Source organism: Curtobacterium sp. Leaf183, from assembly GCF_001424385.1.
In the GTDB taxonomy this organism is placed as follows: domain Bacteria; phylum Actinomycetota; class Actinomycetes; order Actinomycetales; family Microbacteriaceae; genus Curtobacterium.
This window is the reverse complement of the sequence record NZ_LMPO01000009.1, coordinates 137,185-160,816: the sequence shown is the minus strand read 5'-3', so window position 1 is coordinate 160,816 and position 23,632 is coordinate 137,185. Positions and strand designations below refer to the sequence as shown.

Here is a 23,632-nt window from a genome sequence, read left to right as displayed (position 1 = left end):
GTGTTACAGACGCTCGCCGACGTACTCGGTCAGGTCGACGAGGCGGTTCGAGTAGCCCCACTCGTTGTCGTACCACGAGGTGATCTTGACGAGGCCGCCGATGACCTTGGTCAGGCCGGAGTCGTAGATCGAGGAGTGCGGGTCCGTGGTGATGTCGGTCGACACCAGCGGGTCCTCGCTGTAGAGCAGGATGCCCTTCATCGGGCCCTCGGCTGCTTCCTTGTAGGCGGCGTTGATCTCGTCGACCGTGACCTCGGACTTGGTCTCGAGGGTGAGGTCGGTGATCGAACCGGTCGGGACCGGGACGCGGAGCGCGAAGCCGTCGAGCTTGCCGGCGAGCTCCGGCATGACGAGACCGATGGCCTTGGCGGCACCGGTCGAGGTCGGGACGATGTTGAGTGCGGCCGCGCGGGCACGACGGGGGTCCTTGTGCGGGCCGTCCTGCAGGTTCTGGTCGGCGGTGTACGCGTGCACCGTCGTCATGAGCCCGCGCTCGATGCCGAACTTGTCGTGGAACACCTTGGCGAGCGGCGCGAGGCTGTTCGTGGTGCACGACGCGTTCGAGATGATGTTGTGGTTCGCCGGGTCGTACTGGTCCTCGTTCACACCGAGCACGATGGTGACGTCGTCACCGGTGGCCGGGGCGGAGATGACGACCTTCTTGGCGCCCGCGTCGATGTGCTTCTGCGCGTCGGCGGCCTTGGTGAAGAACCCGGTCGACTCGATGACGATGTCGACACCCAGGTCGCCCCAGGGGAGGTTGGCGGGATCGCGCTCCGCGAGGACCTTGATCGGCTTGCCGTCGACCACGATGTTGTCGCCGTCGAGCTCGACGGAGACGCCGAGGCGACCGGTGATCGAGTCGAACTTGAGCAGGTTCGCCAGAGCGGCGTTGTCCGTGAGGTCGTTCACAGCGACGATCTCGAGGTCGCTGCCCTTGGCCAGAGCGGCCCGGAAGAAGTTACGGCCGATGCGGCCGAAGCCGTTGATGCCGATCTTGACGGTCAATGGTTCTCCTGGTGGGTGTGGAGCGCTCGGAGGGCGCTGCTTGTTCGGAGTCGAGGGCCCTGCGACAGGCCCGCGTGTGCTGGACGATACGCCCGCGACGTCGCCCTCACGACCCTAGCAGTCGGAGCTTCAGCACCCGTTCGTGTGACGTGCAGACGGGGGTCAGGCGCCTTCGAGCTCCTCGGGGACGCTCGCCTCGGTACCGGGGACGTCGAGCTCGACGGCGCGCTTGTCGGCCATCGCGAGCAGACGGCGGATCCGACCGGCGATCGCGTCCTTGGTCATGGGCGGGTCGGCGTGCTGGCCGAGCTCGTCGAGCGACGCGTCACGGTGCGCCAACCGGAGCGACCCGGCGTACTGCAGGTGGTCGGGGACCTCGTCGCCGAGGATCTCGAGTGCGCGCTCGACCCGTGCGCAGGCGGCGACGGCCGCCTGTGCGGAACGCCGGAGGTTGGCGTCGTCGAAGTTCACGAGGCGGTTCGCCGTGGCGCGGACCTCGCGACGCTGGCGCATCTCCTCCCAGTCCGCGGTGGTGCGGGCCGCGCCCATCGCGGTGAGCATCTGCCCGATCGCCTCGCCGTCGCGGATGACGACGCGGTGCACACCGCGGACTTCGCGGCCCTTCGCGGCGATGCCGAGTCGCGAAGCGGCTCCGACCAGTGCCATCGCCGCCTCGTTGCCGGGGCAGGTCACCTCGAGTGCGGCGGCCCGGCCGGGGTCCGTGAGGGTGCCGGCGGCCAGGAAGGCACCTCGCCAGATCGCGGCGAGGTCCTCGCGGTTGCCCGTGGTCAGGCGGTTCGGCAGACCACGCACCGGACGACGCCGAGCGTCCATCAGACCGGTCTGCCGTGCGAGGGTCTCCCCCGCCTCGAGCACGCGGACCAGGTAGCGGGTCCCGCGACGGGACGATGCCGTGGAGCCGACCGAGGCCTCGCTCCGGACGCCGTACAGCTCGGCCAGGTCCTTGCGGACGCGGTGGACGATGATCCGCGTGTCGACCTCGACCTCGACGGCGATCCTGCCGGAGATGACGTGCAGGCCACCCGCGAACCGGAGGATCGTCGCGAGTTCGGCGGCGCGGACCGTGTTGCGGCCCACGGCGACCCTGGCCAGTTCGTCCTTGACCTCGGCAGTCAACGGCACAGCATCATTCCTTACGTTCAGTCGGTGGTGGGGTTCTGTATCCCGGTGGCGCACGCGTGTGGAGCGGCCGGTGGGACGGTCACTCCCGGCCGAGATCTCGGTTCTTCACACGCACGGCGACGTTGGGCATCCCACGGAGGAGGCTCGCCAACTCGGCGACGATGGCGACCGAGCGGTGCTTGCCGCCGGTACAGCCGATGGCGATCGTAGCGTGTCTTTTGTTCTCGCGCTGGTACCCGCCGAGGACCGGCTCGAGCACGGCGGCGTAGCGGTCGACGAACGTGCGGGACCCCGGCTGCGCGAGGACGTACTCGGACACGGGTGCGTCCAGACCGGTGTGCGGACGGAGTTCCGGCACCCAGTACGGGTTCGGGATGAACCGCACGTCGGCCACCATGTCGGCGTCGGCGGGCAGCCCGTACTTGAACCCGAAGCTCATCAGCGTGACCTGGACGCCGGTGAAGCGGTCCTCGGCGAACTTCTCGGTCACGGTGTTGGCGAGCTGGTGGATGTTGAGGTCGGACGTGTCGATGATCACGTCGGACGCCTCGCGCAGCCCGAGCAGCCGCGTTCGCTCACGCGCGATGCCGTCGAGCAGCGTGTCCTCACCCTGGAGCGGGTGCGGTCGCCGGACCTGCTCGAACCGCCGGACGAGGACCTGGTCGGTCGCCTCGAGGAAGAGCACCCGGACCCGGGCCGAGGTCGCCGCCCGAAGTCGTTCGACGGCGTGTTCAGGGTCGGTGAAGTAGCGGCCCCCGCGGACGTCGACCACGGCGGCGAGCTTCGGGATCTTCTCGCCGGCGCGGTCGGCCAGGTCGGTGAGCGGGCCGAGCATCTGGGTCGGCAGGTTGTCGACGACGTACCAGTCGAGGTCCTCGAGCGCCTTGCCCACCGTGGAGCGCCCGGCGCCGGACATCCCGGTCACGATCAGGACGTCGTGCTGCGGACTCGCATCGGTGTCGGTCATCTGGAGATGTGCTCCGTCGTCGCTGCCCGGGCGCGTCGCTCGGGCGGGCCGGGGGCCCGCAGGAGCGGGCCGGGGTGAGTGTGCTCGGGGTCCAGGCTATCGCCCGTTCGGGGGTCGCGGACCCGACGGCCGGGAGGACCGTGGTGACGTCACGACGGCAACTGCGGACCGCCGCCGGTCACCTCGGGGACCCGCACCGAGCCTCCTGTCCGGTCTGCGCTGCTCAGGTCCCCGTCGGCGTCGGGCGCGCTGCCGGGCCCGGGCGCGCTTGTCGGTGACTCCCCCGTCGGCGCGCTGGCCGGCACCGTCTGCAGCTTCCGCACGACCGCTGCGGCGGTCGCCGGGCCGACGCCCTGCACCTCGCCGATCTCGTCCGCCGTGGCGGACCGCAGCCGGGTGACCGAGCCGAAGTGCTTCAGCAGCGCGCTGACGCGGCTCGGCCCGAGACCGGGGATCTCGGACAGCTGCGTGCGGACGTCGCGCTTGCGGCGCCCCCGCTGGTGGGTGATGGCGAACCGGTGGGCCTCGTCGCGGATGCGCTGGATGAGGAACAGGGCCTCGGAGTTGCGCGGCAGGATCACCGGGAAGTCGTCGTCGGGCAGCCAGAGTTCCTCGAGGCGCTTGGCGATGCCGACGAGGGCGATGTCGGTGACCCCGGCCTCGTCCATCGCCCGCTTGGCTGCGGCCACCTGCGGCTGCCCGCCGTCGACGATCAGCAGCTGCGGGCGGTAGGCGAAGCGCTTGGTCGGCTTCTCGACCGCGACCACGCCCTCGGCGTTCTGGTCCGGCTGGTCCGGCAGCTCGGCGTCCTCGTCGAGACGGGCGAGGCGCCGCGTGAGCACCTGGTGCATGCTGTCGGTGTCGTCACGGGTCTCGGCGATCGAGTAGCGGCGGTACTGGTCCTTGCGCGGCAGACCGTCCTCGAAGACGACCATCGACGCGACGACGTTCGTGCCCTGCAGGTGCGAGATGTCGTAGCACTCCATGCGCAGCGGCGCCTCGGACATGCCCAGGGCGTCCTGGATGTCGGCCAGCGCGGCGGCACGCGTGGTGTAGTCGGCGGACCGCTTCGTCTTGTAGAGCATGAGCGCCTGTTGCGCGTTCTGCGAGGCCGTCCGGGCGAGCCCGGCGCGGTCGCCGCGCTGCGCGGTGCTGAGCTTCGTGCCACGACCCCCACGCCGCTCACTGAGCCACTGCTGCAACGCGTCGGCATCGTCCGGGAGCTCCGGCACGACGACCTCGCGCGGGGGCTCCTCGGTCGTCGGGCTGGTCAGTGGACCGCCGGCCCGCGACGACGGCTCGGCATCGGCGTAGACACCCTGCACGATCTGCTCCACCAGCTCGCCCGTCGTGATGTCGAGCTCCTTGTCGACGACCCACCCGCGGACACCGCGGATGCGACCACCGCGGACGGAGAACAGCTGCACGGCGGCCGCGAGTTCGTCCTCGGCGATGCCGAACAGGTCGAGGTCGACGGAGTCCTTGAGCACCACCGCGGACTTCTCGAGCACGGCTTCGAGTGCCCCGACCTGGTCGCGGTACTTCGCCGCCTGTTCGTACTGCATGGCGTCGGCGGAGGCCCCCATGCGCTGCCGGAGCTCGGTGATCACGCGGCGGTCGTAGCTGTTCATGAACCGCACGAACTCGTCGACGAGCGCGCGGTGCTCGGCGATCGTGACGCGCTGCGAGCACGGGCCGCCGCACTTGCCGATCTGCCCCGGGAAGCACGGCTTGCCGGTCTGCATGGCGCGCTTGTACGACGAGTCCGAGCAGGTGCGGATCGGGAACACCTTGATCATCAGGTCGATGGTGTCGTGCACGGCCCAGATCTTCGGGTACGGACCGAAGTACTTGGCCCCCCGGATCTTGCGGTTGCGCGTGACCATCACCCGGGGGGCTTCGTCGCCGAGCGTGATCGCCATGTACGGGTACGACTTGTCGTCCCGGAACTTGACGTTGAACGGCGGGTCGAACTCCTTGATCCAGGTGTACTCGAGCTGGAGTGCCTCGATCTCGGACCCGACGGTCGTCCACTCGACGCTCTTCGCCGTCAGGACCATGCGGCGGGTGCGTTCGTGCAGGGTCGGCAGCGGCGCGAAGTAGTTGCTCAGCCGAGCGCGGAGGTTCTTCGCCTTGCCGACGTACAGCACCCGGCCGTTGCCGTCACGCCATCGGTACACGCCCGGATCGGTCGGGATCTCACCGGCCTTCGGACGCCACGGGACAGTGTCCGCCACCTACCGCGCACCTGCCCGCTGCTTGTCGGACCCGGCGCCGCGCCCGAGCGTGCCGGTCTCGGAGACCTTGCGTGCGCCCACCGAACGCTGCTTGCCGACCCGTGCGTCCTGCGCCTCGAGGATCTCGCGCAGGAACACGCCCGTGTGGCTCTCCGGGACGTCGGCGACGTGCTCGGGCGTGCCGGTCGCCAGGACCGTCCCGCCGCCGGAGCCGCCCTCGGGACCCATGTCGATGACCCAGTCGGCGGACTTGATGACGTCGAGGTTGTGCTCGATCGTGATCACCGTGTTGCCCTTGTCGACCAGGCTCTGCAGCACGAGCAGCAGCTTGCGGACGTCCTCGAAGTGCAGACCGGTCGTCGGCTCGTCGAGCACGTACACCGTGCGGCCGTTCGAGCGTCGCTGCAGCTCGGTCGCGAGCTTGACGCGCTGGGCTTCGCCACCGGACAGCGTCGTGGCGCTCTGGCCGAGGCGGACGTAGCCCAGGCCGACGTCGACGAGGGTCGCCATGTACCGGTGGATGGCGGAGATCGGCTCGAAGAACTCGGCTGCCTCGCTGATCGGCATGTCGAGGACCTCGGAGATGTCCTTGCCCTTGTAGTGCACCTGCAGCGTCTCGCGGTTGTACCGCGCACCGCCGCACACCTCGCACGCGACGTACACGTCGGGCAGGAAGTTCATCTCGATCTTGATGGTGCCGTCGCCCGAGCAGTTCTCGCAGCGGCCGCCCTTGACGTTGAAGCTGAACCGACCGGGCAGGTACCCGCGGATCTTGGCCTCGGGGGTCTCGGCGAACAGCTGCCGGATCCGGTCGAACACGCCCGTGTAGGTCGCGGGGTTCGACCGCGGGGTGCGGCCGATCGGTGCCTGGTCGACGTGCACGACCTTGTCGAGCTGGTCGAGCCCCTTGACCCGGGTGTGCTTGCCCGCGATGTGGCGGGCACCGTTGAGCTGGTTGGCGAGCACCTTGTACAGGATGTCGTTGACGAGCGTCGACTTGCCCGAGCCGCTGACGCCCGTGACGGCGGTGAAGACGCCGAGCGGGAAGTCGACGTCGACCTCGCGCAGGTTGTTCGCGCGCGCGCCCTGCACGGTGATCACGCGCTTCTTGTTGATCGCGCGACGCTTGCTCGGCATGTCGATCGCGCGACGGCCCGCCAGGTAGTCACCGGTGATCGACTCGTGGTTCTCGATCATGTCGGCGTACGACCCCGAGTGCACGACGTTGCCGCCGTTGACCCCGGCGCCCGGGCCGATGTCGACGACCCAGTCCGCCGTGCGGATGGTGTCCTCGTCGTGCTCGACGACGATGAGCGTGTTGCCGAGGTTCTTCAGCTTGACGAGGGTGTCGATGAGCCGGCGGTTGTCGCGCTGGTGCAGCCCGATGCTCGGCTCGTCGAGCACGTAGAGCACACCGGTCAGCCCGGACCCGATCTGCGTGGCGAGCCGGATGCGCTGCGCCTCGCCGCCGGACAGCGAGCCGGCGCCACGGGACAGCGTCAGGTAGTTCAGGCCGACCTCGAGCAGGAACTCGAGCCGCGCGCGGATCTCCCGCAGGACCGCCGCGGCGATGTGCGCTTCGCGGTCGGTCAGGGTCAGGGTGTCCATGAAGGCGTAGGCGTCGTCGAGGCTGAGCTGGGTGACGTCGGCGATGCTGCGGTCGGCAACGGTGACGCCGAGGACCTCGGGCTTCAGGCGCGTGCCGTCGCAGACCGGGCAGGGCACTTCGCGCAGGTAGCCCTGGAAGCGCTGGCGCTGCGAGTCCGACTCGGCCTCGGCGAACTTGCGCTCGATGTAGGGCATGACGCCCTCGAACCCGCTGGTGTAGCGCATCTCACGGCCGAAGCGGTTGCGCCAGGACACCGAGACCTCGAAGTCCTTGCCGGTGAGGATGGCTGCCTGCACCGTCGGGTCGAGCTGGCTCCACGGGGTGTCGAGCCGGAAGCCGAGCTCCTTGCCGAGGCCGGCCAGGAGCTTCTCGAAGTACGCGTACAGGCCGCTCGTGCCGGTCCACGGCAGCAGCACGCCGTCCGCCAGCGAGGCCTCGGGGTCGCCGAGCACCAGGTCGGGGTCGACCGACATGCGCGTGCCGAGGCCGGAGCACTCGGGGCACGCGCCGAACGGGGCGTTGAACGAGAACGTCCTGGGCTCGATCTCGGTGAGCGCGAGGGGGTGGTTGTTCGGGCAGGACAGGTTCTCGGAGTAGGTCCGGACAGCGCCGGGGCCCTCGTGGTCGACGAGGTCGATCGCCACCGTGCCGTTGGTCAGGCGCAGCGCGGTCTCGAGCGAGTCGGTCAGGCGTCCGAGGATGTCGTCGCCGGCCACCAGACGGTCGACGATCACCGAGATGTCGTGCTTGACCTGCTTCTTGAGCGTGGGCGGGCTGCTCAGCTGGATCCGCTCGCCGTCGACGATCGCCCGCGAGTACCCCGAGGCCGCGAGCTCCTGGAAGAGGTCGACGAACTCGCCCTTCTTCTTGGAGACGATCGGCGCGAGCACCTGGAAGCGGGTGCCGGTCTCCTGCGTCATGAGCTGGTCGGCGATCTGCTGCACGCTCTGCTTGCTGATGACCTCGCCGCAGACGGGGCAGTGCGGGATGCCGATGCGCGCCCAGAGCAGGCGCATGTAGTCGTAGACCTCGGTGATGGTGCCGACGGTGGAGCGCGGGTTGCGGTTCGTCGACTTCTGGTCGATCGACACCGCGGGCGACAGACCCTCGATGAAGTCGACGTCGGGACGGTCGACCTGCCCGAGGAACTGGCGGGCGTAGGCCGACAGCGACTCGACGTACCGGCGCTGTCCCTCGGCGAAGATCGTGTCGAACGCCAGGGAGGACTTGCCGGACCCGGACAACCCCGTGAACACGACGAGCGAGTCGCGCGGGATCTCGAGGTCGACGTCCCGCAGGTTGTGCACGCGCGCACCGCGGACGCTCAGCGTCGTGGTGTCGTGCGGTGCGGTGCCGCCGGGCAGGTGCAGGTCTGCGGGCTCGAGGTCGGAACGGTCGGCGTCCGGCCGGTCGTCGTCCGCGGCGCCGCCGAGGGCGTTGCTTCCGGGCGTGACAGGGCCGCGATCAGAGGTGATGGTCATCGCCCACGAGTCTACGAACCGATGCCGACATTCGGTTCCGGTTCGGTGTCAGACGAATGCGTCGAGAGCGAACGCGACGCCGGAGGCCTGCTCGCTCGCCTGCCAGAGCCGCGCTGCCTCGGTGCGGTCGTGCGCGCGCGGCTCGGCGCGGACGACGGCAGCCGGTCCCCGCAGCTGGAAGGCACCGCCGGGACCCCAGTACTCGCCCGAGCGGACTCCGGCACCGACCGTGGCGTGCACGAGCGGCAGCGCACCCGCGTCCTTGCCCTGGGCGACGAGGCGTTCCCCGGGGCGGGTCCACGCGGGTTCGTCACGCGCCGGGGTGACCAGCGGGCGGGACGGACCGAGCGAGTCGAGTGCGAGGCCCGGGTGGGCGACGACGCTCGACACGGCGGACCCGGCGTCGGCCAGGCGCTCGGCGAGCTCGAAGCCGAACAGCATCACCGCGAGCTTGCTGCGGCCGTACTGCCGGTAGCCGGAGTAGTGCCCCGCACCGAGCGGGTCGCGACGGTCGAGGGTGGCCCAGCGGTGTGCGATCGAGCCGAGGTGCACGACGCGGCCGCCCGTCCGCTCGAGCATCGGCAGCACGAGCCCGGTGAAGGCGAAGTGCCCCAGGTGGTTCGTGCCGACCTGCAGCTCGAGGCCCTGTGCGGTGGCACGCTCGGCCCGCGAGCCCACGACTCCGGCGTTGTTGAGCAGCGCGTCGACCGGACCGAGGTCCTGCAGCGCCGTCGCGGCCGCGCGGACGCTCTCCAGGTCGGCCAGGTCGACGTGCAGGTGCTCGAGCACCGCGGTCGGGACCTGCTGCCGGATGCTGCGCGCGGCGGCGTCGGCCCGTTCCGCACTGCGCGTCGCCAACACGACCCGGTGGCCCGCGGCGGCGAGCTGTTCGGCCGCGTGGTACCCGAGCCCGGCGCTCGCGCCCGTCACGACGACGGTGCGGGGTCGAGCTGCGTCGGTCTCAGCGGACATGGCCGGCCGACTCCATCTGCCGGAGTGCCTTCTTGAGGTCCTGGACCTCGTCGCGCAGGCGCGCGGCGAGTTCGAACTTGAGCTCGGTCGCGGCCTGGAGCATCTGGTCGTTGAGGTCGGCGATGGTCGCCTCGAGCTGGGTCGCGCCCTCACCGGCGATGCCCTCGCGCTTGAGCGACGGCGTCGGCGCCCGGCCGCGGTCCTTCGCGCTGCTGCCGCGACGCTCGAGCAGCGCCTTCGTGTCGTCGTTCTCGCGGTTCAGCTGCTCGGTGATGTCGCCGATCTTCTTGCGCAGCGGCTGCGGGTCGATGCCGTGCTCGAGGTTGTAGGCCACCTGCTTCTCGCGGCGACGGTCGGTCTCCTCGATGGCCTGCTTCATGGAGTCGGTCATCTTGTCGGCGTACATGAGCACCTGACCCGACACGTTGCGGGCGGCACGGCCGATGGTCTGGATGAGCGACGTCGACGAGCGCAGGAAGCCTTCCTTGTCGGCGTCGAGGATCGCCACGAGGGACACCTCGGGCAGGTCCAGCCCCTCACGCAGCAGGTTGATGCCGACGAGCACGTCGTAGACGCCCTGTCGCAGCTCGGTCAGGAGCTCGACGCGCTTGAGCGTGTCGACGTCGGAGTGCAGGTACCGGACCCGGACGCCCGCGTTGCCGAGGAAGTCGGTCAGCTCTTCGGCCATGCGCTTGGTCAGGGTCGTGACCAGCACGCGCTTGTCCTTGTCGACGCGCTGCTGGATCTCCTCGAGCAGGTCGTCGATCTGGCCGTCGGACGGCTTGACGACGATCTCGGGGTCGATCAGGCCGGTCGGGCGGATGATCTGCTCGACGACGCTGTCGGTGATCCCGAGTTCGTACTTGCCGGGTGTCGCCGACAGGAAGACCTTCTGCCCGGCACGCTCGAGGAACTCTTCCCACTTGAGCGGGCGGTTGTCCATCGCGCTGGGCAGCCGGAAGCCGTGCTCGACCAGGGTGCGCTTGCGGGACGCGTCGCCTTCGTACATCGCGCCGATCTGCGGCACGGTGACGTGCGACTCGTCGATCACGATGAGGAAGTCGTCGGCGAAGTAGTCGAGCAGGCAGTGCGGTGCTTCGCCGGGCATGCGCCCGTCGACGTGCCGCGAGTAGTTCTCGATGCCGGAGCAGAAGCCGATCTGCTCCATCATCTCGATGTCGAAGGTGGTGCGCATCCGCAGGCGCTGGGCCTCGAGCAGCTTGCCCTGGCCCTCGAGCTCGGCGAGGCGCTCGGCCAGTTCTTCCTTGATGGTGCCGATGGCACGGTGCATGACGTCGGTGTCGGCGACGTAGTGCGACGCCGGGAAGATCGAGACCGCAGGGAGGTCGTCGATGACGTTGCCCGTGAGCGGGTGCAGCGAACTCAGTGCCTCGATCTCGTCCCCGAACATCTCGATGCGGATCGCGTGCTCTTCGTACATCGGGATGATCTCGATGGTGTCGCCACGGACCCGGAAGGTCCCGCGCGCGAAGTCGACGTCGTTGCGCTGGTACTGCATCGCGACGAACCGGCGGACGAGCTGGTCGCGCGAGATCTCCTGGCCGACCGACAGCGCCACCGAGGCGTTCATGTACTGCTCCGGCGTGCCGAGGCCGTAGATGCACGACACGGTCGACACCACGACGACATCACGACGACTGAGCAGCGAGTTCGTCGTCGAGTGCCGCAGACGCTCCACCTCGGCGTTGACCGAGGAGTCCTTCTCGATGAAGGTGTCGGTCTGCGGGACGTACGCCTCGGGCTGGTAGTAGTCGTAGTACGACACGAAGTACTCGATGGCGTTGTTCGGCAGCAGACTGCGGAACTCGGTGGCCAGCTGCGCCGCCAGGGTCTTGTTGTGCGCGAGCACGAGCGTCGGGCGCTGCACCTGCTCGATGAGCCAGGCCGTGGTCGCCGACTTGCCGGTACCCGTCGCGCCGAGCAGCACCACGTCGGTCTCACCGGCGTTGATGCGCCCGGCGAGTTCGGCGATCGCCGCGGGCTGGTCACCGCTCGGCGAGTACTCGCTGATCACCTCGAACGGGCGGACCGCGCGGGCGGGTTCCATCGTGACTGCCATGCGGTCAATGCTAGGCGCGCCCACCGACACCTCGCCGGTCTGCTCGCCGACGGCGTACCCCTCGTGCTGCAGCGGGCGTATCGTCCCGGAAGAGCAGGCTCCGAGGACGCTGATAAGAACGGTCCCTAGCGTCTCGTTCGTTCAGCAGCACCCCGATCGATCCTCACTCCCCCGAAGAGGCCCCCATGACGACGGCGACCCCAGCGGCACCGACGAAGGGCACCCCGTTCCGCGGACGCATCCGCGGGCGCGTGCTCATCCTGCTCTGCTTCATGTACGCGATCTCGTACATCGACCGCACCAACATCTCGACCGCACTGCCCCACATCACCGAGGAGTTCGGGTTCAACGAGGCCACGGCCGGCCTGATCGTGTCCGCGTTCTCGCTGCCGTACGCCCTGCTGCAGGTGTTCGGCGGCACGATCAGCGAGAAGTTCGGCCCGCGCAAGGCCCTGTTCGTCATCACCGTCATCTGGGGCGTCGCGACGCTCTGGACCGGCTTCGCGGTGGGCTTCTGGACGCTGTTCGCCGCTCGCGCCCTGCTCGGCCTCAGCGAGGCAGCCGCCTTCCCGACCGCGACCCAGGCGATGAGCCGCTGGATCCCCCGCGACCGGAACGGCTTCGCGCAGGGTGTCGTGCACTCCGCGGCCCGGCTCGGCAACGCGCTCGCCCCCCTGGTCGTCGCGTACTTCATCGCGATCAGCGGCTGGCGACTGGCCTTCTTCGCGACCGCCGTGCTGTCGTTCGCGTGGGCCGTCGTCTGGTTCGTCTGGTTCCGCGACAAGCCGGAGTCGGCCAAGGGCATCACGCAGGCCGAACTGTCCGAGCTGCCGCCGGTCGAGACCCGTGCGACCCGGCCTCCCGTCCCGTGGCGCCAGATGGCGAAGCAGATCCTGCCGGTCACCTTCGTCGACTTCGGCTACGGATGGACCCTCTGGGTGTTCCTGACCTGGCTGCCGACGTTCCTCAGCTCCACCTACGGGCTGGAGATCGGCGACTTCGCCCTGTTCACGACGCTCATCCTGCTGGCGGGTGTCGTCGGCGACACGGTCGGCGGCATGCTGAGCGACCGCATCATCCACCGCGGCGGGAACACCCGGAACGCCCGGCGCACGATCCTGGTGACCGGGCTCGGCGGGTCGCTGCTGTGCCTGATCCCGCTGGTGATCGGCCAGGGGCTCCTCGTCGCGACGATCTCGCTCGCGCTGTCGTTCTTCTTCCTCGAGCTCTGCAACGCCAACCTCTGGGCGATCCCGATGGACGTCGCCCCGCAGTGGTCGGGGACGGCGTCCGGGTTCATGAACACCGGGTTCGGCGTCGCGGGCGTCATCTCGCCGATCGTCTTCGGGCTGCTCATCGACGCGAGCGGGTGGCAGCTCCCCTTCGCCCTGTCCTGCGCACTGCTGTTCGCCGCGGCGGTCGTCGCGTGGTTCATGAAGCCGCAGCGCCTCACCTCGACGGACGGCGTGCTCGAGGTCGGGACGCCGACGGCGGAGCAGCAGCAGGCCTGACCGGACCATGTGACGGACTGGAGGCCCGTGGCGACGCCGCCACGGGCCTCCAGCCCGTCAGGCGCGCGCCCCGCGCGACGCCAGCGACGGCCGCCCGGCCAGCGGGACGCTGAGGGGGGTCCAGCGGAACGCCTCGGTGATCGCCACCGACAGCACGACGACCAGCAGGTAGGTCACGAGCGTCAGCCACGGCTTCGGGACGAGCGCCTCGAGCGGGCTGGACCCGTAGAGCAGCAGCCAGATCACCAGCGGGTGGCTGAGGAAGATGCCGAACGACCGGTCCGAGGCGTAGTCGACCACCCGAGCGAGCGGGCTGCCCGCCACCCGCCGGTCCGCCCAGGCCGCGCCGACCGCCAGGAACCCGACGAAGACGATGGTGCTCCACACGGCCTCCACGGGCTGCAGCGGCGTGCCGGCGGCGTACGGCGAGTCGCCGGTCGCCATCTGCAGCACGAACACCCCGAGCGTCAGGAGCACGCCGCCGAGGAAGACCCAGCCGATGCCACGACGGTGGGTCCGCACGAACCCGAGGAACCGGTCGGCGTGGTCGGCGGCGATCGCACCCGACACGATGAAGAACACGTACGAGAAGAAGAACTGCTTCTGGGTGCCGTGCAGCCACGCGTCGGTCGAGGGGAAGTACTTGTAGCAGGCGAAGACCCCGAGCTGCACGACGAGCGACACGACCAGGACGCTCACGTGGTGTCCGCGGGTCTTCCGGACGAGCCACATGATCGCGGGCAGCAGCAGGTAGACCTGCATCGTCACGAGCAGGAAGTAGAGGTGGTACTTGGCCGTCCCGGTCACGACCCCGGTGGCGAACGTGGTCACGAGCGCGGGCACGTCACCACGCTGGCCGGAGTCGAGCAGCCAGGCGGAGGCGACGTACACGAACGACCACGCCAGGTAGGGCACGCCCACGAGCAGGAACCGCTTCGGCCAGAACACCGACATCGGCTTCGGGCGGACCGCGTAGCTGTAGACGAGCACGAACGCGGTGAGCGTGAAGAAGACCAGCCGGGTGAAGTGCAGCAGCGCGAGCAGCCCAGCCAGCCCGACGTCGTCGGACGCCATCGTGTGGCTGGTGGTGTGCACCCCGAGCACGCACGCGAAGGTCAGGATCCGCAGGACGTCGACCTCGTACAGGTGACGCGGTCGGCCGGACGCGGTGCGCGTCGGGGTCTGCACGCCGACGGTGCCGGCGACCGGTCCGGCGGGGTCGCGGGTCGAGATGGGGCTCTGGGTCACGACGTCGCCGCCATCCCCCGCACCCGGGCGCGCTGGATCTTGCCCGTCGGTGCCCTGGGCAGGTCCGGGACGACGACGATCTCGACCGGCCGCCGGAAGCGGGTCAGGGACCGCTCGGCACGCGCCGTCAGGTCGGCCACGAGGGCCACCGGGTCGAGGGGCTCGTCGAGGTCCGGCTGCGGGATGACGTACGCGATCGGGACGCTGCCGAGGACGTCGTCGGGGCGGCCGACCACGACGGCCTCGAGCACGCGGGCGTCGCCGAGCAGCACGTCCTCGACCTCGGACGGCCAGACCTTCTCGCCCCCGCGGTTGATCACGTCATCGGACCGGCCGACCAGCGACACCCAGCCGTCCGGGGCGACGGAGCCGACGTCACCGGTGGCGAGCCAGCCCGCCGCGTCGAAGCGCTCGGCCGCACGGCCGAACAGGTACGACCGCACGATGCCGGGGCCGCGGATCCAGAGTGCGCCCACCTCGCCCGCGGGCAGGACCGAGCCGTCCTCGCCGCGGACCTGTACCTCGGAGTCGACCGGCACACCGACGGTGCCGGGTCGCGCAGGCTGGTCGAGCGGCGTCGCGGTGATCTGGCTGGCACCCTCGGTCATGCCCCAGCTGACGACGAGCGGGACGTCGCCGAGAGCGGCCCGGACCGGGTCGGGCAAGGGTGCCGAGGCGCTCCGGACGAACCGCAGACCGGCCGGGAACGCCATCGGACCGGTCTTCGCGAGCACCGCGAGGATCGCCGGGACGGCGTTCAGCCAGGTGATCCGGCGTTCGCCGAGCAACTCCCAGAAACCCGTGCGCCGGAACCGGCGGTCGAGCACCAGCGTGGCACCGGCCACCAGGGTCGCGAGCAAACCGACGACCTCGGCGTTGACGTGGAACAGCGGCAGCGAGTTGAAGCCCCGGTCGTCCGGGGACAGGCGGTTGTGGTCGACGACGGCCCTGGCGACGGAGAGCAGCTGCGTCTCCGGCAGCTCGACCCCCTTCGGCGTACCGGTCGAGCCCGAGGTGAAGAGCACGACCGAGCCCTGGCCGGGGGCGTCCGCGGACTCCGCGGGCAGGTCGCCGTCACGGACGTCGGACGGGAGGCCCGTGGCCGGGTCGACGCGCGCCGACGGCGTGCCGGGGATGGTCGCGTCGACGTCGCGGTCCGAGACGACGATGGACCCGCCACCGAGCAGGTCGGCGAGCCGCGCCGGCTCGGTGGTCGGCTGGCCGGTGTCGACCGGGACGGCACGGCGCCCCGACGCGATCGCTGCGAGGTGCACGACCGCGAAGGCGAGCGGGTCGCCGACGTCGACCAGCACGGCACCGGAGTCGGGGACGCCGATCACGTCGAACGTCGACGCCCAGGCGTCGACGGCCTGTCCGAGGGCCCCGTAGGACAGGACCCGGTCGGAGCGGGCGTCCTCGAGGTAGACGCGGTCGCGGTCGACCTCGGCGCGGTGCCGGATCAGGTCGCGGAGACCCTGGGGAGGAGTTCGGACGTCGTGCTGCATCGGTTCATGCTAGGACCGGTTGCTATGACGCGCCGGAGGATGCGTCGACCGGCGCGAACCGGCGCAGCAGCCACTGCCACAGTCCGAGCATCCGGGGCTGTCCGTCGGCGTCGAGCGGCGTCGTGTCCTTGATGGTCCGCGAGTGCGACTCGTCCGGTGTCCCGACCCGGATGTCCGTGAGGATCGCGTGCGGGTCCCATCCCGTCGGCGGTGCCGCCGTGTCGGTGCGCCACGGTCCGTCCGGGCCGCCGGCCGTCGCGGGGCCGTCGAGGCCGAGGACTTCCCATGACCCGCGGATCCGTGGGCCGAACACGTCGCGGACGTCGTCGATCGCGTACATGCGCGACGCCGGGGTGGCACCCGGGTGGTCCATCCAGGCCGCGTGCACGGGACCGAGGGACTCGACCGGCGACGAGAACATCAGCGCACCGAGGACCGGCCGGACGTGCGCGATGTACGCCGCTTCGCCACCGCCCTGGGAGTGGCCGGCGACGACGATGTCCTGCCACGCGATGTCCTCGTCGGAGGCGACGAACCGCCCCCAGCCGCCCTTCGGGTCGACGTCGTCGAGGTGCGCGATCGCGTCCCGGAACCGGGAGACGATGGAGCCGGCGGGCGAGACGTCGCTGAACTCGGACGGGCGGGTGCCGTCGAAACGGTTGCGCTGCACCTCGCCGTAGCACCGCGCGTCGGCCTCGCAGGTGCCCGAGAGCGTCCTGCCGAGGTTCCAGTAGTCGAGCCCGAGGACGTGGTAGCCGTCGCCGAGTGCGGTCGTCAGGAACCGCTGGTACTGCGCCGGCTTCGACCGGGTGGCGGGCAGGAAGAGCAGGAGCGGGCCGTCGTTCGCCGTGCGCGCCGCGAAGTCGTCGCGGTTCGGCTCGAGCCGTTCACCGTCGATCGCCCCGAGTCGGAAGCGGTGGAACTCGTTGGCCGGACCGCGTTCGCCGCCCCGCGCCTGGGCGGTGGCCGGCGCACGACCGTGCTGTTCCTCACGCCGTTCGGCAGTCAGGTTTGCGGCGATGACCGCGCCGCCGCCGATCGCGACGAGCACGATCGCGGCGACGAGGAGCAGGATGCGGTGTCTCATCCGACCAGGCGCTGCCAGACCGCGTCAGCGGAAGCGAGAGTCTGGTCGAGCGTGCCGGTGGCGTCGACGACGTGGTCGGCCAGTGCGAGCCGCTCCGCGTCGGACGCCTGGGCTCCGATGCGCCGCTCGGCCTCGGCTTCGTCCATCCCACGGTGCTCGACGAGTCGCCGGACCCGCACGGCGGCGGGGGCGTCGACGACCACCACCGCGTCGAAGCGGAGCGGCCGCGACCCCCTGGCCTCGGCGAGCAGGGGCACGTCGTACACGACGACCGCGTCCGGGTCGGCTGCTGCGGCGCTGTCGAAGGCCTGTTGCGCGAGTCGCCAGACCTCGGGGTGGGTGATGCGCTCGAGGTCACGGCGTGCTGCGGGGTCCGAGAACACGACCGCTCCGAGTGCCGGTCGGTCGAGCGAGCCGTCCGGGGCGATCACATCCGGGCCGAAACGCTCGGCGACCCGGGCCAGGCCGGGGCTGCCGGGGGCCACTGCCTGGCGGGCGAGTCGGTCCGCGTCCACGACGACGGCGCCGAGCTCCGCCCAGCGGCCGGAGACGGTCGACTTCCCCGCGGCGATGCCGCCCGTGAGTCCGATGATGCGCACGTGACCGAGCCTAGGGTCACGAGGCTCACGGAATGCCGGAAGCCCGGCACCCCCGAGGGGATGCCGGGCTTCCGGTTCGCGCAGGACTCGATCAGTTGGTCGAGCTGAGCTTCTCGCGGAGCGCCGCGAGCGATGCGTCGTCGGCCAGGGTGCCCTGACCGGCCTGCTCGCTCGTGGTGGACGAGGACGTCGCGGTCGCGGGGAGGTCGAACGACCCCGAGGCCTCGTCGGTGAGGGACTTGGCGACCTGGGCCTTGTGGGCCTCCCAGCGACCCTGGGCGGCCGCGTACTGGCCTTCCCATGCTTCGCGCTGGGTGTCGTAGCCCTCGAGCCACTCGTTGGTCTCCGGGTCGAAGCCCTCGGGGTACTTGTAGTCACCCTTGTCGTCGTACTCGGTCGGCATGCCGTAGAGCGCCGGGTCGAACTCGGTGCTCTCCGGGTCGACGCCCTCGTTGGCCTGCTTGAGGCTGAGCGAGATGCGGCGACGGTCGAGGTCGATGTCGATGATCTTCACGAAGACCTCGTCACCGACGGAGACGACCTGCTCGGCGAGCTCGACGTGCTTGTTCGAGAGCTCCGAGATGTGGACCAGGCCCTCGATGCCGTCCGCGACGCGGACGAAGGCACCGAACGGCACGAGCTTCGTGACCTTGCCCGGTGCGATCTGGCCGATCGCGTGGGTGCGGGCGAAGACCTGCCACGGGTCCTCTTGGGTGGCCTTGAGCGAGAGCGACACGCGCTCGCGGTCCAGGTCGACCTCGAGGATCTCGACGGTGACTTCCTGACCGACCTCGACGACCTCGCTGGCGTGCTCGATGTGCTTCCAGCTGAGCTCGGACACGTGGACGAGACCGTCGACGCCGCCGAGGTCGACGAACGCACCGAAGTTGACGATCGACGAGACGACGCCCTTGCGGACCTGGCCCTTGTGGAGGTTGTTGAGGAACGTGGTGCGGGACTCGGACTGCGTCTGCTCGAGGAGCGCACGGCGCGACAGGACCACGTTGTTGCGGTTCTTGTCGAGCTCGAGGATCTTCGCCTCGATCTCCTGGCCGAGGTACGGCGTGAGGTCGCGGACGCGGCGCAGCTCGATGAGCGATGCCGGGAGGAAGCCGCGCAGACCGATGTCCACGATGAGGCCGCCCTTGACGACCTCGATGACGGTGCCGGTGACGACCCCGTCGGACTCCTTGATCTTCTCGACGTCGCCCCACGCACGCTCGTACTGCGCACGCTTCTTCGACAGGATGAGGCGGCCTTCCTTGTCCTCCTTCTGGAGGACCAGGGCCTCGACCTCGTCACCGACGTTGACGACCTCGTTGGGGTCGACGTCGTGCTTGATCGAGAGCTCGCGCGAGGGGATGACACCCTCGGTCTTGTACCCGACGTCGAGGAGGACCTCGTCGCGGTCGATCTTCACGACGGTGCCGGAGATGAGATCGCCGTCGTTGAAGAACTTCAGGGTCTTCTCGACCTCGGCCAGGAAGTCATCAGCCGAACCGATGTCGTTGATGGCGACCTGCTTAGGAGCCTTGGTCGTAGTGGTTGTCATGTAGAGATTGCTCCGAACGGACATGAGTCGGGCCAGGGCGACACAGGAGACGAGTCCTGGGCGGTGCCGCGATGGCGGTTGGTGTGGTGGCGCGGATTGCGCCGCACAAGTCTAACCGGGCGTGGGATGGCTCACAAGCACGCATGCGGTGCCGTGTCGCGCCCAGTCCGGCGTGCGCAACGGCGACGGTCAGTCGACGAGTGCCGAACGCAGGGTGTCGAGACCGACACCACCCAGGGCGAGTGCCCGGTGGTGGAACGCCTTGAGGTCGAAGTCGCTGCCCTGTCGTGCGGCCACGTCGTCGCGGATGGACTCCCAGACGCGCTGCCCGATCTTGTACGAGGGTGCCTGCCCGGGCCAGCCGAAGTAGCGCGCCACCTCGAAGCGGATGAAGGCGTCGTCCATGTTGACGTTGCGACGCATGAAGTCGAGCGCGTACTCCCACGTCCACCCGCCACCGTCCGGGTTGGTCTTCTGCAGGTGCACGCCGATGTCGAGCACGACGCGGGCGGCACGCATGCGCTGTCCGTCGAGCATGCCGAGGCGGTCGCCGTCGTCGTCCAGGAACCCGAGCTGCTCCATGAGCCGTTCGGCGTAGAGCGCCCACCCCTCGACGTGGCCGGACGGGCCGGCGAGCTGTCGCCGCCAGGTGTTGAGCTCGCCGCGGTTGTAGACGGCCTGGCTGATCTGCAGGTGGTGGCCGGGGACACCCTCGTGGTAGACGGTGGTCTTCTCACGCCAGGTGCCGAACTCCGTCACGCCCTGCGGCACGGACCACCACATGCGGCCGGCACGCGAGAAGTCGTCGGACGGGCCCGAGTAGTAGATCCCGCCCTCTTGCGTGGGGGCGATCCGGCACTCCAGGCGCTTGATCGGGTCGGCGATGTCGAAGTACGTGCCGTCCATCGCGCGGATCGACGCGTCGCTGGTCTCCTGCATCCACCGGCGCAGGGCGTCGGTGCCGTGCAGGGTGCGGGCCGGGTCCGCGTCGAGGACCTCGATCGCACGGGCGACGGACGCGCCGGACTCGATCCGGTCGGCGATCCGTTCCTGTTCGTCACGCATGCGCGCGAGTTCCTCGATGCCCCACTCGTACGCTTCGTCGAGGTCGACGACGGCGCCGAGGAAGCGCCGGGAGTGCAGCTCGTACGCGTCGCGGCCGACGGCGTCGACCGGGGTCGCGAGCGGCATCAGCTCGTGCTCGAGGAAGCGGCTGAGCGAGCGGTAGGCGGCCGCCGCGACGTCGGCACCGCGCTGCAGGTCCGCGCGGAGCGAGTCGGGCAGGGTCGTGCCGTCCTCGGTCGTCGCAGCGTCGGCGAGCTGCCGGAAGAAGCCGTCGGCGGCACCGCTGCGTGCGGCCTGTTCCGCGACGAGTTCCACCTGGCGGCGGGCCGGGGTGACCTGCTCGCGCGTGCCCTGGAGCAGCGACTCGCGGTACCCCTCGAGCGCGTCGGGCAGCGCGGCGAACCGGCTGGCGATGTCGTGCCAGTCCGACTCGGTGGCCGTCGGCATCAGGTCGATCGCGTCGCGCAGGGATTGCGGCGGGCTCGCGATGACGTTCAGGTCGCGCAGGTGGAGCCGCCGCTCGTACGACTCGACGACCAGGTCGAGCTCGGCGCCGAGGTCGGTCTTGGTGACCCGGTCGACGTCGTCGACGGGGGTGGCGGCGTCGAGCGCGCCCTTCGCCGCGCGGGCGGCCGACGCCATCGCATCGGCACCGGCCGGTGAGGTGTCGCCGTACTCGCCCGTCCGGCCCGCGACACCGATGTACGTGGCGATGGTCGGGTCGAGGTCGACGAGGGTGCTGACCCAGTCCTCGGCGACGCGGTCGACGGCGGAGGGCTGGCGGACGGGGCGTTCTTCGGTCATGCCCCGACCCTACCGAGCCGGTCCGACGACGTCAGTGGGCCGCGGCCTCCCAGTTGGCGCCGACGCCGACGGAGACGTCCAGCGGGACCGTGAGCTCCGCCGCGCCGCCCATGCGTGTCCGCAGGATCTCCTCGACACGGTCCTGCTCGCCGGGAGCCACCTCGAGGATGAGCTCGTCGTGCACCTGCAGCAGCAGCCGGGTGCCGAGGTCGCCCTCGCGCAGGTCGGCCGCGACGCCGAGCATCGCGATCTTCATGATGTCGGCGGCCGACCCCTGGATCGGGGCGTTGAGCGCGGCACGCTCGGCGTTCTCACGCAGCACCCGGTTCGGGCTCTTGAGGTCGGGGAACGGCCGTCGGCGGCCGAAGATGGTCTCCGTGTAGCCGGCTTCGCGGGCCTCTTCGACCACGTTGCGGAGGTAGTCACGGACCGCGCCGAACCGGGCGAAGTACTCGGTCATCAGAGTGCGTGCTTCGGCCTGCTCGATGCGCAGCTGCTTCGAGAGCCCGAACGCGCTCAGCCCGTACGCCAGGCCGTAGGACATCGCCTTGACCTTCGTGCGCATCTCGGCAGAGACGTCGGCCGGCTCGACGCCAAACACCCGAGCCCCGACGAAGCGGTGCAGGTCCTCGCCCTCGTTGAAGGCCTGGATGAGCCCGGGGTCGCCCGAGAGGTGCGCCATGATGCGCATCTCGATCTGCGAGTAGTCCGCCGTCAGCAGCGTCGTGTACGGCTCGGCCACGGCGAACGCCGACCGGATGCGCCGACCGACGGCCGTCTTGACCGGGATGTTCTGCAGGTTCGGGTCGGTGGACGACACACGCCCGGTGCTGGTCCCGGTCTGCTCGTACCGGGTGTGGATGCGCCCGTCGACGACCGCGGCGTCGAGCGTGTCGACGATCTGGCGGAGCTTGGTGGCGTCGCGGTGCTGCAGCAGCAGCCCGAGGAACGGGTGAGGGTGCTGGTCCTGCAGGTCGGCCAGGCTGGCGGCGTCGGTCGAGAAGCCGGTCTTGGTCTTGCGGGTCTTCGGCATCGCGAGCTCGGTGAAGAGCACCTCTTGCAGCTGCTTCGGCGATCCGAGGTTGACCTCGTGGCCGATCTCGGCGAAGGCCTGCTGGGCGAGCTCGGCGGCGCGCTCCCCCAGTTCCTTCGACAGCCCGGTCAGCACCGGACGGTCGATGCCGACGCCTGTGGTCTCCATCTGCGCCAGGACCGACACCAGGGGCAGTTCGATGTCGTCGAGGACCTGCAGCGAACCGGGGTCGATGCGGGCACGCAGGGCCGTGGTGACCCGGAGGACGTACCAGGCGTGCACGCCCACGTTCACCGGCGCCGTCTCGGGGACGAGCTGGTTGGGGTCGGCCGTGGGCAGCTCTTCGCCGAGCTCCTGGTACACCAGGTCGGCGAGGGGCTGGCCCTGCTTGCCGGGGTTGGCGAGCCAGCCCATGATGCGGGCGTCCCCCGCGATGCCGTTGACGACGATGCCCGCGGTGCCCAGCGCCTTGACCGCGGCCTTGGCGTCGTGGAAGTGCTTCGGCACGTCCGAGGCGAACCACGCCGTCAGCTGCTCGTAGTCCTTCGCGCCGCTGCCGCCGGGGACGAGCACGGCGTCGTCGTGGGTGGCGATGCCGATCGCGCTGAGCCGGCCGTCGATGACCTCGACGGCGACGCCGTAGCCGTTCTCGGCGCCGGACGCGCCCTTGCGCTCGAGCCAGTAGCCGAGCTCTTCGTCGATGAGCGTGCCGACGGGCGGCGGCGTGACGCCGGAGTCCTCGACGGTGCCCTCGACCGCGCTGTCGGCAGCGTCGCCGCCCCCGACGACCTTGAACACCCGGTCGAGCAGGGTGCGGAACTGGAGCTTCGCGAACAGCTCGCGCACCGCCGCTTCGTCGACGGGACGGAGCGCCACGTCGCCCGGGCCGACCGGGAGCTCGACGTCGGTGACCAGGCGGTTCAGTCGGCGGTTGCGGATCGCCCGGTCCCGCTGCTCGCGCAGGTTGTTGCCGACGACGCCCTTGATGTCGTCGGCGTGCTCGAGCACCCCGTCGAGCGAGCCGTACTGCGTGACCCACTTGACGGCGGTCTTCTCGCCCACCTTGTCGATGCCGACCAGGTTGTCGCTCGTCTCGCCGACGAGCGCGGCGATGTCCGGGTACTGGTGCGGTTCGATGCCGTAGCGCTCGTAGACCTTGTCGCGGTCGTAGCGCGTGAGCTCGGAGACGCCGCGGACCGACGGGTACAGCAGCGTGACGTCGTCGTTGACCAGCTGGATGGAGTCACGGTCGCCGGACACGACGTAGACCTGGTAGCCCTGCGCTGCCCCCTGTGCGGACAGGGTCGCGAGGATGTCGTCGGCCTCGTAGTCCTCTTTCGTGACGGTCGTGATGCCCATCGCCTCGAGTGCCTGCTGCAGCAACGGGATCTGGCCCTTGAACTCGGCCGGGGTCTCGGAGCGGGTGCCCTTGTACTCGGCGTACTCCCGCGTGCGGAACGAGAACCGGGAGATGTCGAACGCCACCGCCAGGTGGGTGGGCTTTTCGCGCTGGAGGAGCATGAGCAGCATCGAGATGAACCCGTGGATGGCGTTCGTGTGCTGTCCGTCGCGGTTGACGAAGCTGTCGACCGGCAGTGCGTAGAAGGCCCGGAAGGCGAGCGAATGGCCGTCGATGACCATGAGGGTAGGCTTTGCGGAGTCCGACACCCGGACAGCCTACCGACGCCACCCGACACAGGAGCGCTGCGCGTGACCGACGAAGCGACCACC

Annotated in this window: 15 protein-coding genes; 1 reads left to right on the top strand and 14 read right to left on the bottom strand. The window is 70.0% G+C overall.

Features of this window, described 5'->3' with window-relative positions; genetic code table 11:
- Positions 1-3: 3 nt before the first annotated feature.
- The 7 genes from gap to uvrB form a co-directional block, all read right to left on the bottom strand.
- On the bottom strand, positions 4-1,008 hold the full coding sequence (gene gap / locus ASG04_RS11560) for a type I glyceraldehyde-3-phosphate dehydrogenase (protein WP_056124367.1): 1,005 nt from the start codon (positions 1,006-1,008) through the stop codon (positions 4-6).
- Positions 1,009-1,170: 162 nt separating this feature from the next.
- Positions 1,171-2,151 (bottom strand): DNA-binding protein WhiA, encoded by a 981-nt coding sequence (whiA, locus tag ASG04_RS11555; protein ID WP_056124365.1) that lies wholly within the window; start codon positions 2,149-2,151, stop codon positions 1,171-1,173.
- Positions 2,152-2,230: 79 nt separating this feature from the next.
- Positions 2,231-3,118 carry an RNase adapter RapZ gene (gene rapZ, locus ASG04_RS11550; protein ID WP_056124362.1) on the bottom strand — a complete coding sequence of 296 codons (888 nt, stop codon included), beginning with the start codon at positions 3,116-3,118 and terminating at the stop codon, positions 2,231-2,233.
- A 149-nt stretch (positions 3,119-3,267) separates the two neighbouring features.
- On the bottom strand, positions 3,268-5,355 hold the full coding sequence (gene uvrC, locus ASG04_RS11545) for an excinuclease ABC subunit UvrC (protein ID WP_056124360.1): 2,088 nt from the start codon (positions 5,353-5,355) through the stop codon (positions 3,268-3,270).
- Positions 5,356-8,445, bottom strand: coding sequence for an excinuclease ABC subunit UvrA (uvrA, locus tag ASG04_RS11540; protein ID WP_111106283.1), 3,090 nt, complete (start codon positions 8,443-8,445; stop codon positions 5,356-5,358). It abuts the gene before it with no gap.
- A 48-nt stretch (positions 8,446-8,493) separates the two neighbouring features.
- Complete coding sequence (locus ASG04_RS11535) at positions 8,494-9,417, bottom strand: SDR family NAD(P)-dependent oxidoreductase (protein ID WP_056124356.1); 924 nt, start codon at positions 9,415-9,417, stop codon at positions 8,494-8,496.
- A complete protein-coding gene (gene uvrB / locus ASG04_RS11530) occupies positions 9,407-11,485 on the bottom strand; it encodes an excinuclease ABC subunit UvrB (RefSeq protein ID WP_056125718.1) in 2,079 nt (692 codons plus the stop codon). The genes ASG04_RS11535 and uvrB overlap by 11 nt, the downstream gene beginning before the upstream one ends.
- A 197-nt stretch (positions 11,486-11,682) precedes the next feature.
- On the opposite strand from uvrB, the gene ASG04_RS11525 reads away from it, so the two are divergent.
- Positions 11,683-13,008: an MFS transporter gene (locus ASG04_RS11525; RefSeq protein WP_082518066.1), complete on the top strand. Its 1,326-nt coding sequence runs from the start codon at positions 11,683-11,685 to the stop codon at positions 13,006-13,008.
- 57 nt (positions 13,009-13,065) lie between these two features.
- Here the strand turns inward: ASG04_RS11525 and ASG04_RS11520 are convergent, their stop codons facing one another.
- From ASG04_RS11520 to polA, 7 genes are all read right to left on the bottom strand, one after another.
- Positions 13,066-14,256: an acyltransferase gene (locus ASG04_RS11520; protein WP_056124354.1), complete on the bottom strand. Its 1,191-nt coding sequence runs from the start codon at positions 14,254-14,256 to the stop codon at positions 13,066-13,068.
- Complete coding sequence (locus ASG04_RS11515) at positions 14,253-15,761, bottom strand: class I adenylate-forming enzyme family protein (protein ID WP_056124351.1); 1,509 nt, start codon at positions 15,759-15,761, stop codon at positions 14,253-14,255. The genes ASG04_RS11520 and ASG04_RS11515 overlap by 4 nt, the downstream gene beginning before the upstream one ends.
- 22 nt (positions 15,762-15,783) lie before the next feature.
- Positions 15,784-16,848: a BPSS1187 family protein gene (locus tag ASG04_RS11510; protein WP_056124348.1), complete on the bottom strand. Its 1,065-nt coding sequence runs from the start codon at positions 16,846-16,848 to the stop codon at positions 15,784-15,786.
- Positions 16,845-17,447, bottom strand: coding sequence for a dephospho-CoA kinase (gene coaE / locus ASG04_RS11505; RefSeq protein WP_056124345.1), 603 nt, complete (start codon positions 17,445-17,447; stop codon positions 16,845-16,847). The genes ASG04_RS11510 and coaE overlap by 4 nt, the downstream gene beginning before the upstream one ends.
- 91 nt (positions 17,448-17,538) lie before the next feature.
- Positions 17,539-18,999, bottom strand: coding sequence for a 30S ribosomal protein S1 (rpsA, locus tag ASG04_RS11500; RefSeq protein WP_056124344.1), 1,461 nt, complete (start codon positions 18,997-18,999; stop codon positions 17,539-17,541).
- Between the two features lie 189 nt (positions 19,000-19,188).
- On the bottom strand, positions 19,189-20,868 hold the full coding sequence (locus tag ASG04_RS11495) for a DUF885 domain-containing protein (RefSeq protein ID WP_056124340.1): 1,680 nt from the start codon (positions 20,866-20,868) through the stop codon (positions 19,189-19,191).
- A 31-nt stretch (positions 20,869-20,899) separates the two neighbouring features.
- Positions 20,900-23,569 (bottom strand): DNA polymerase I, encoded by a 2,670-nt coding sequence (polA, locus tag ASG04_RS11490; protein ID WP_056124338.1) that lies wholly within the window; start codon positions 23,567-23,569, stop codon positions 20,900-20,902.
- Positions 23,570-23,632 lie beyond the last annotated feature (63 nt).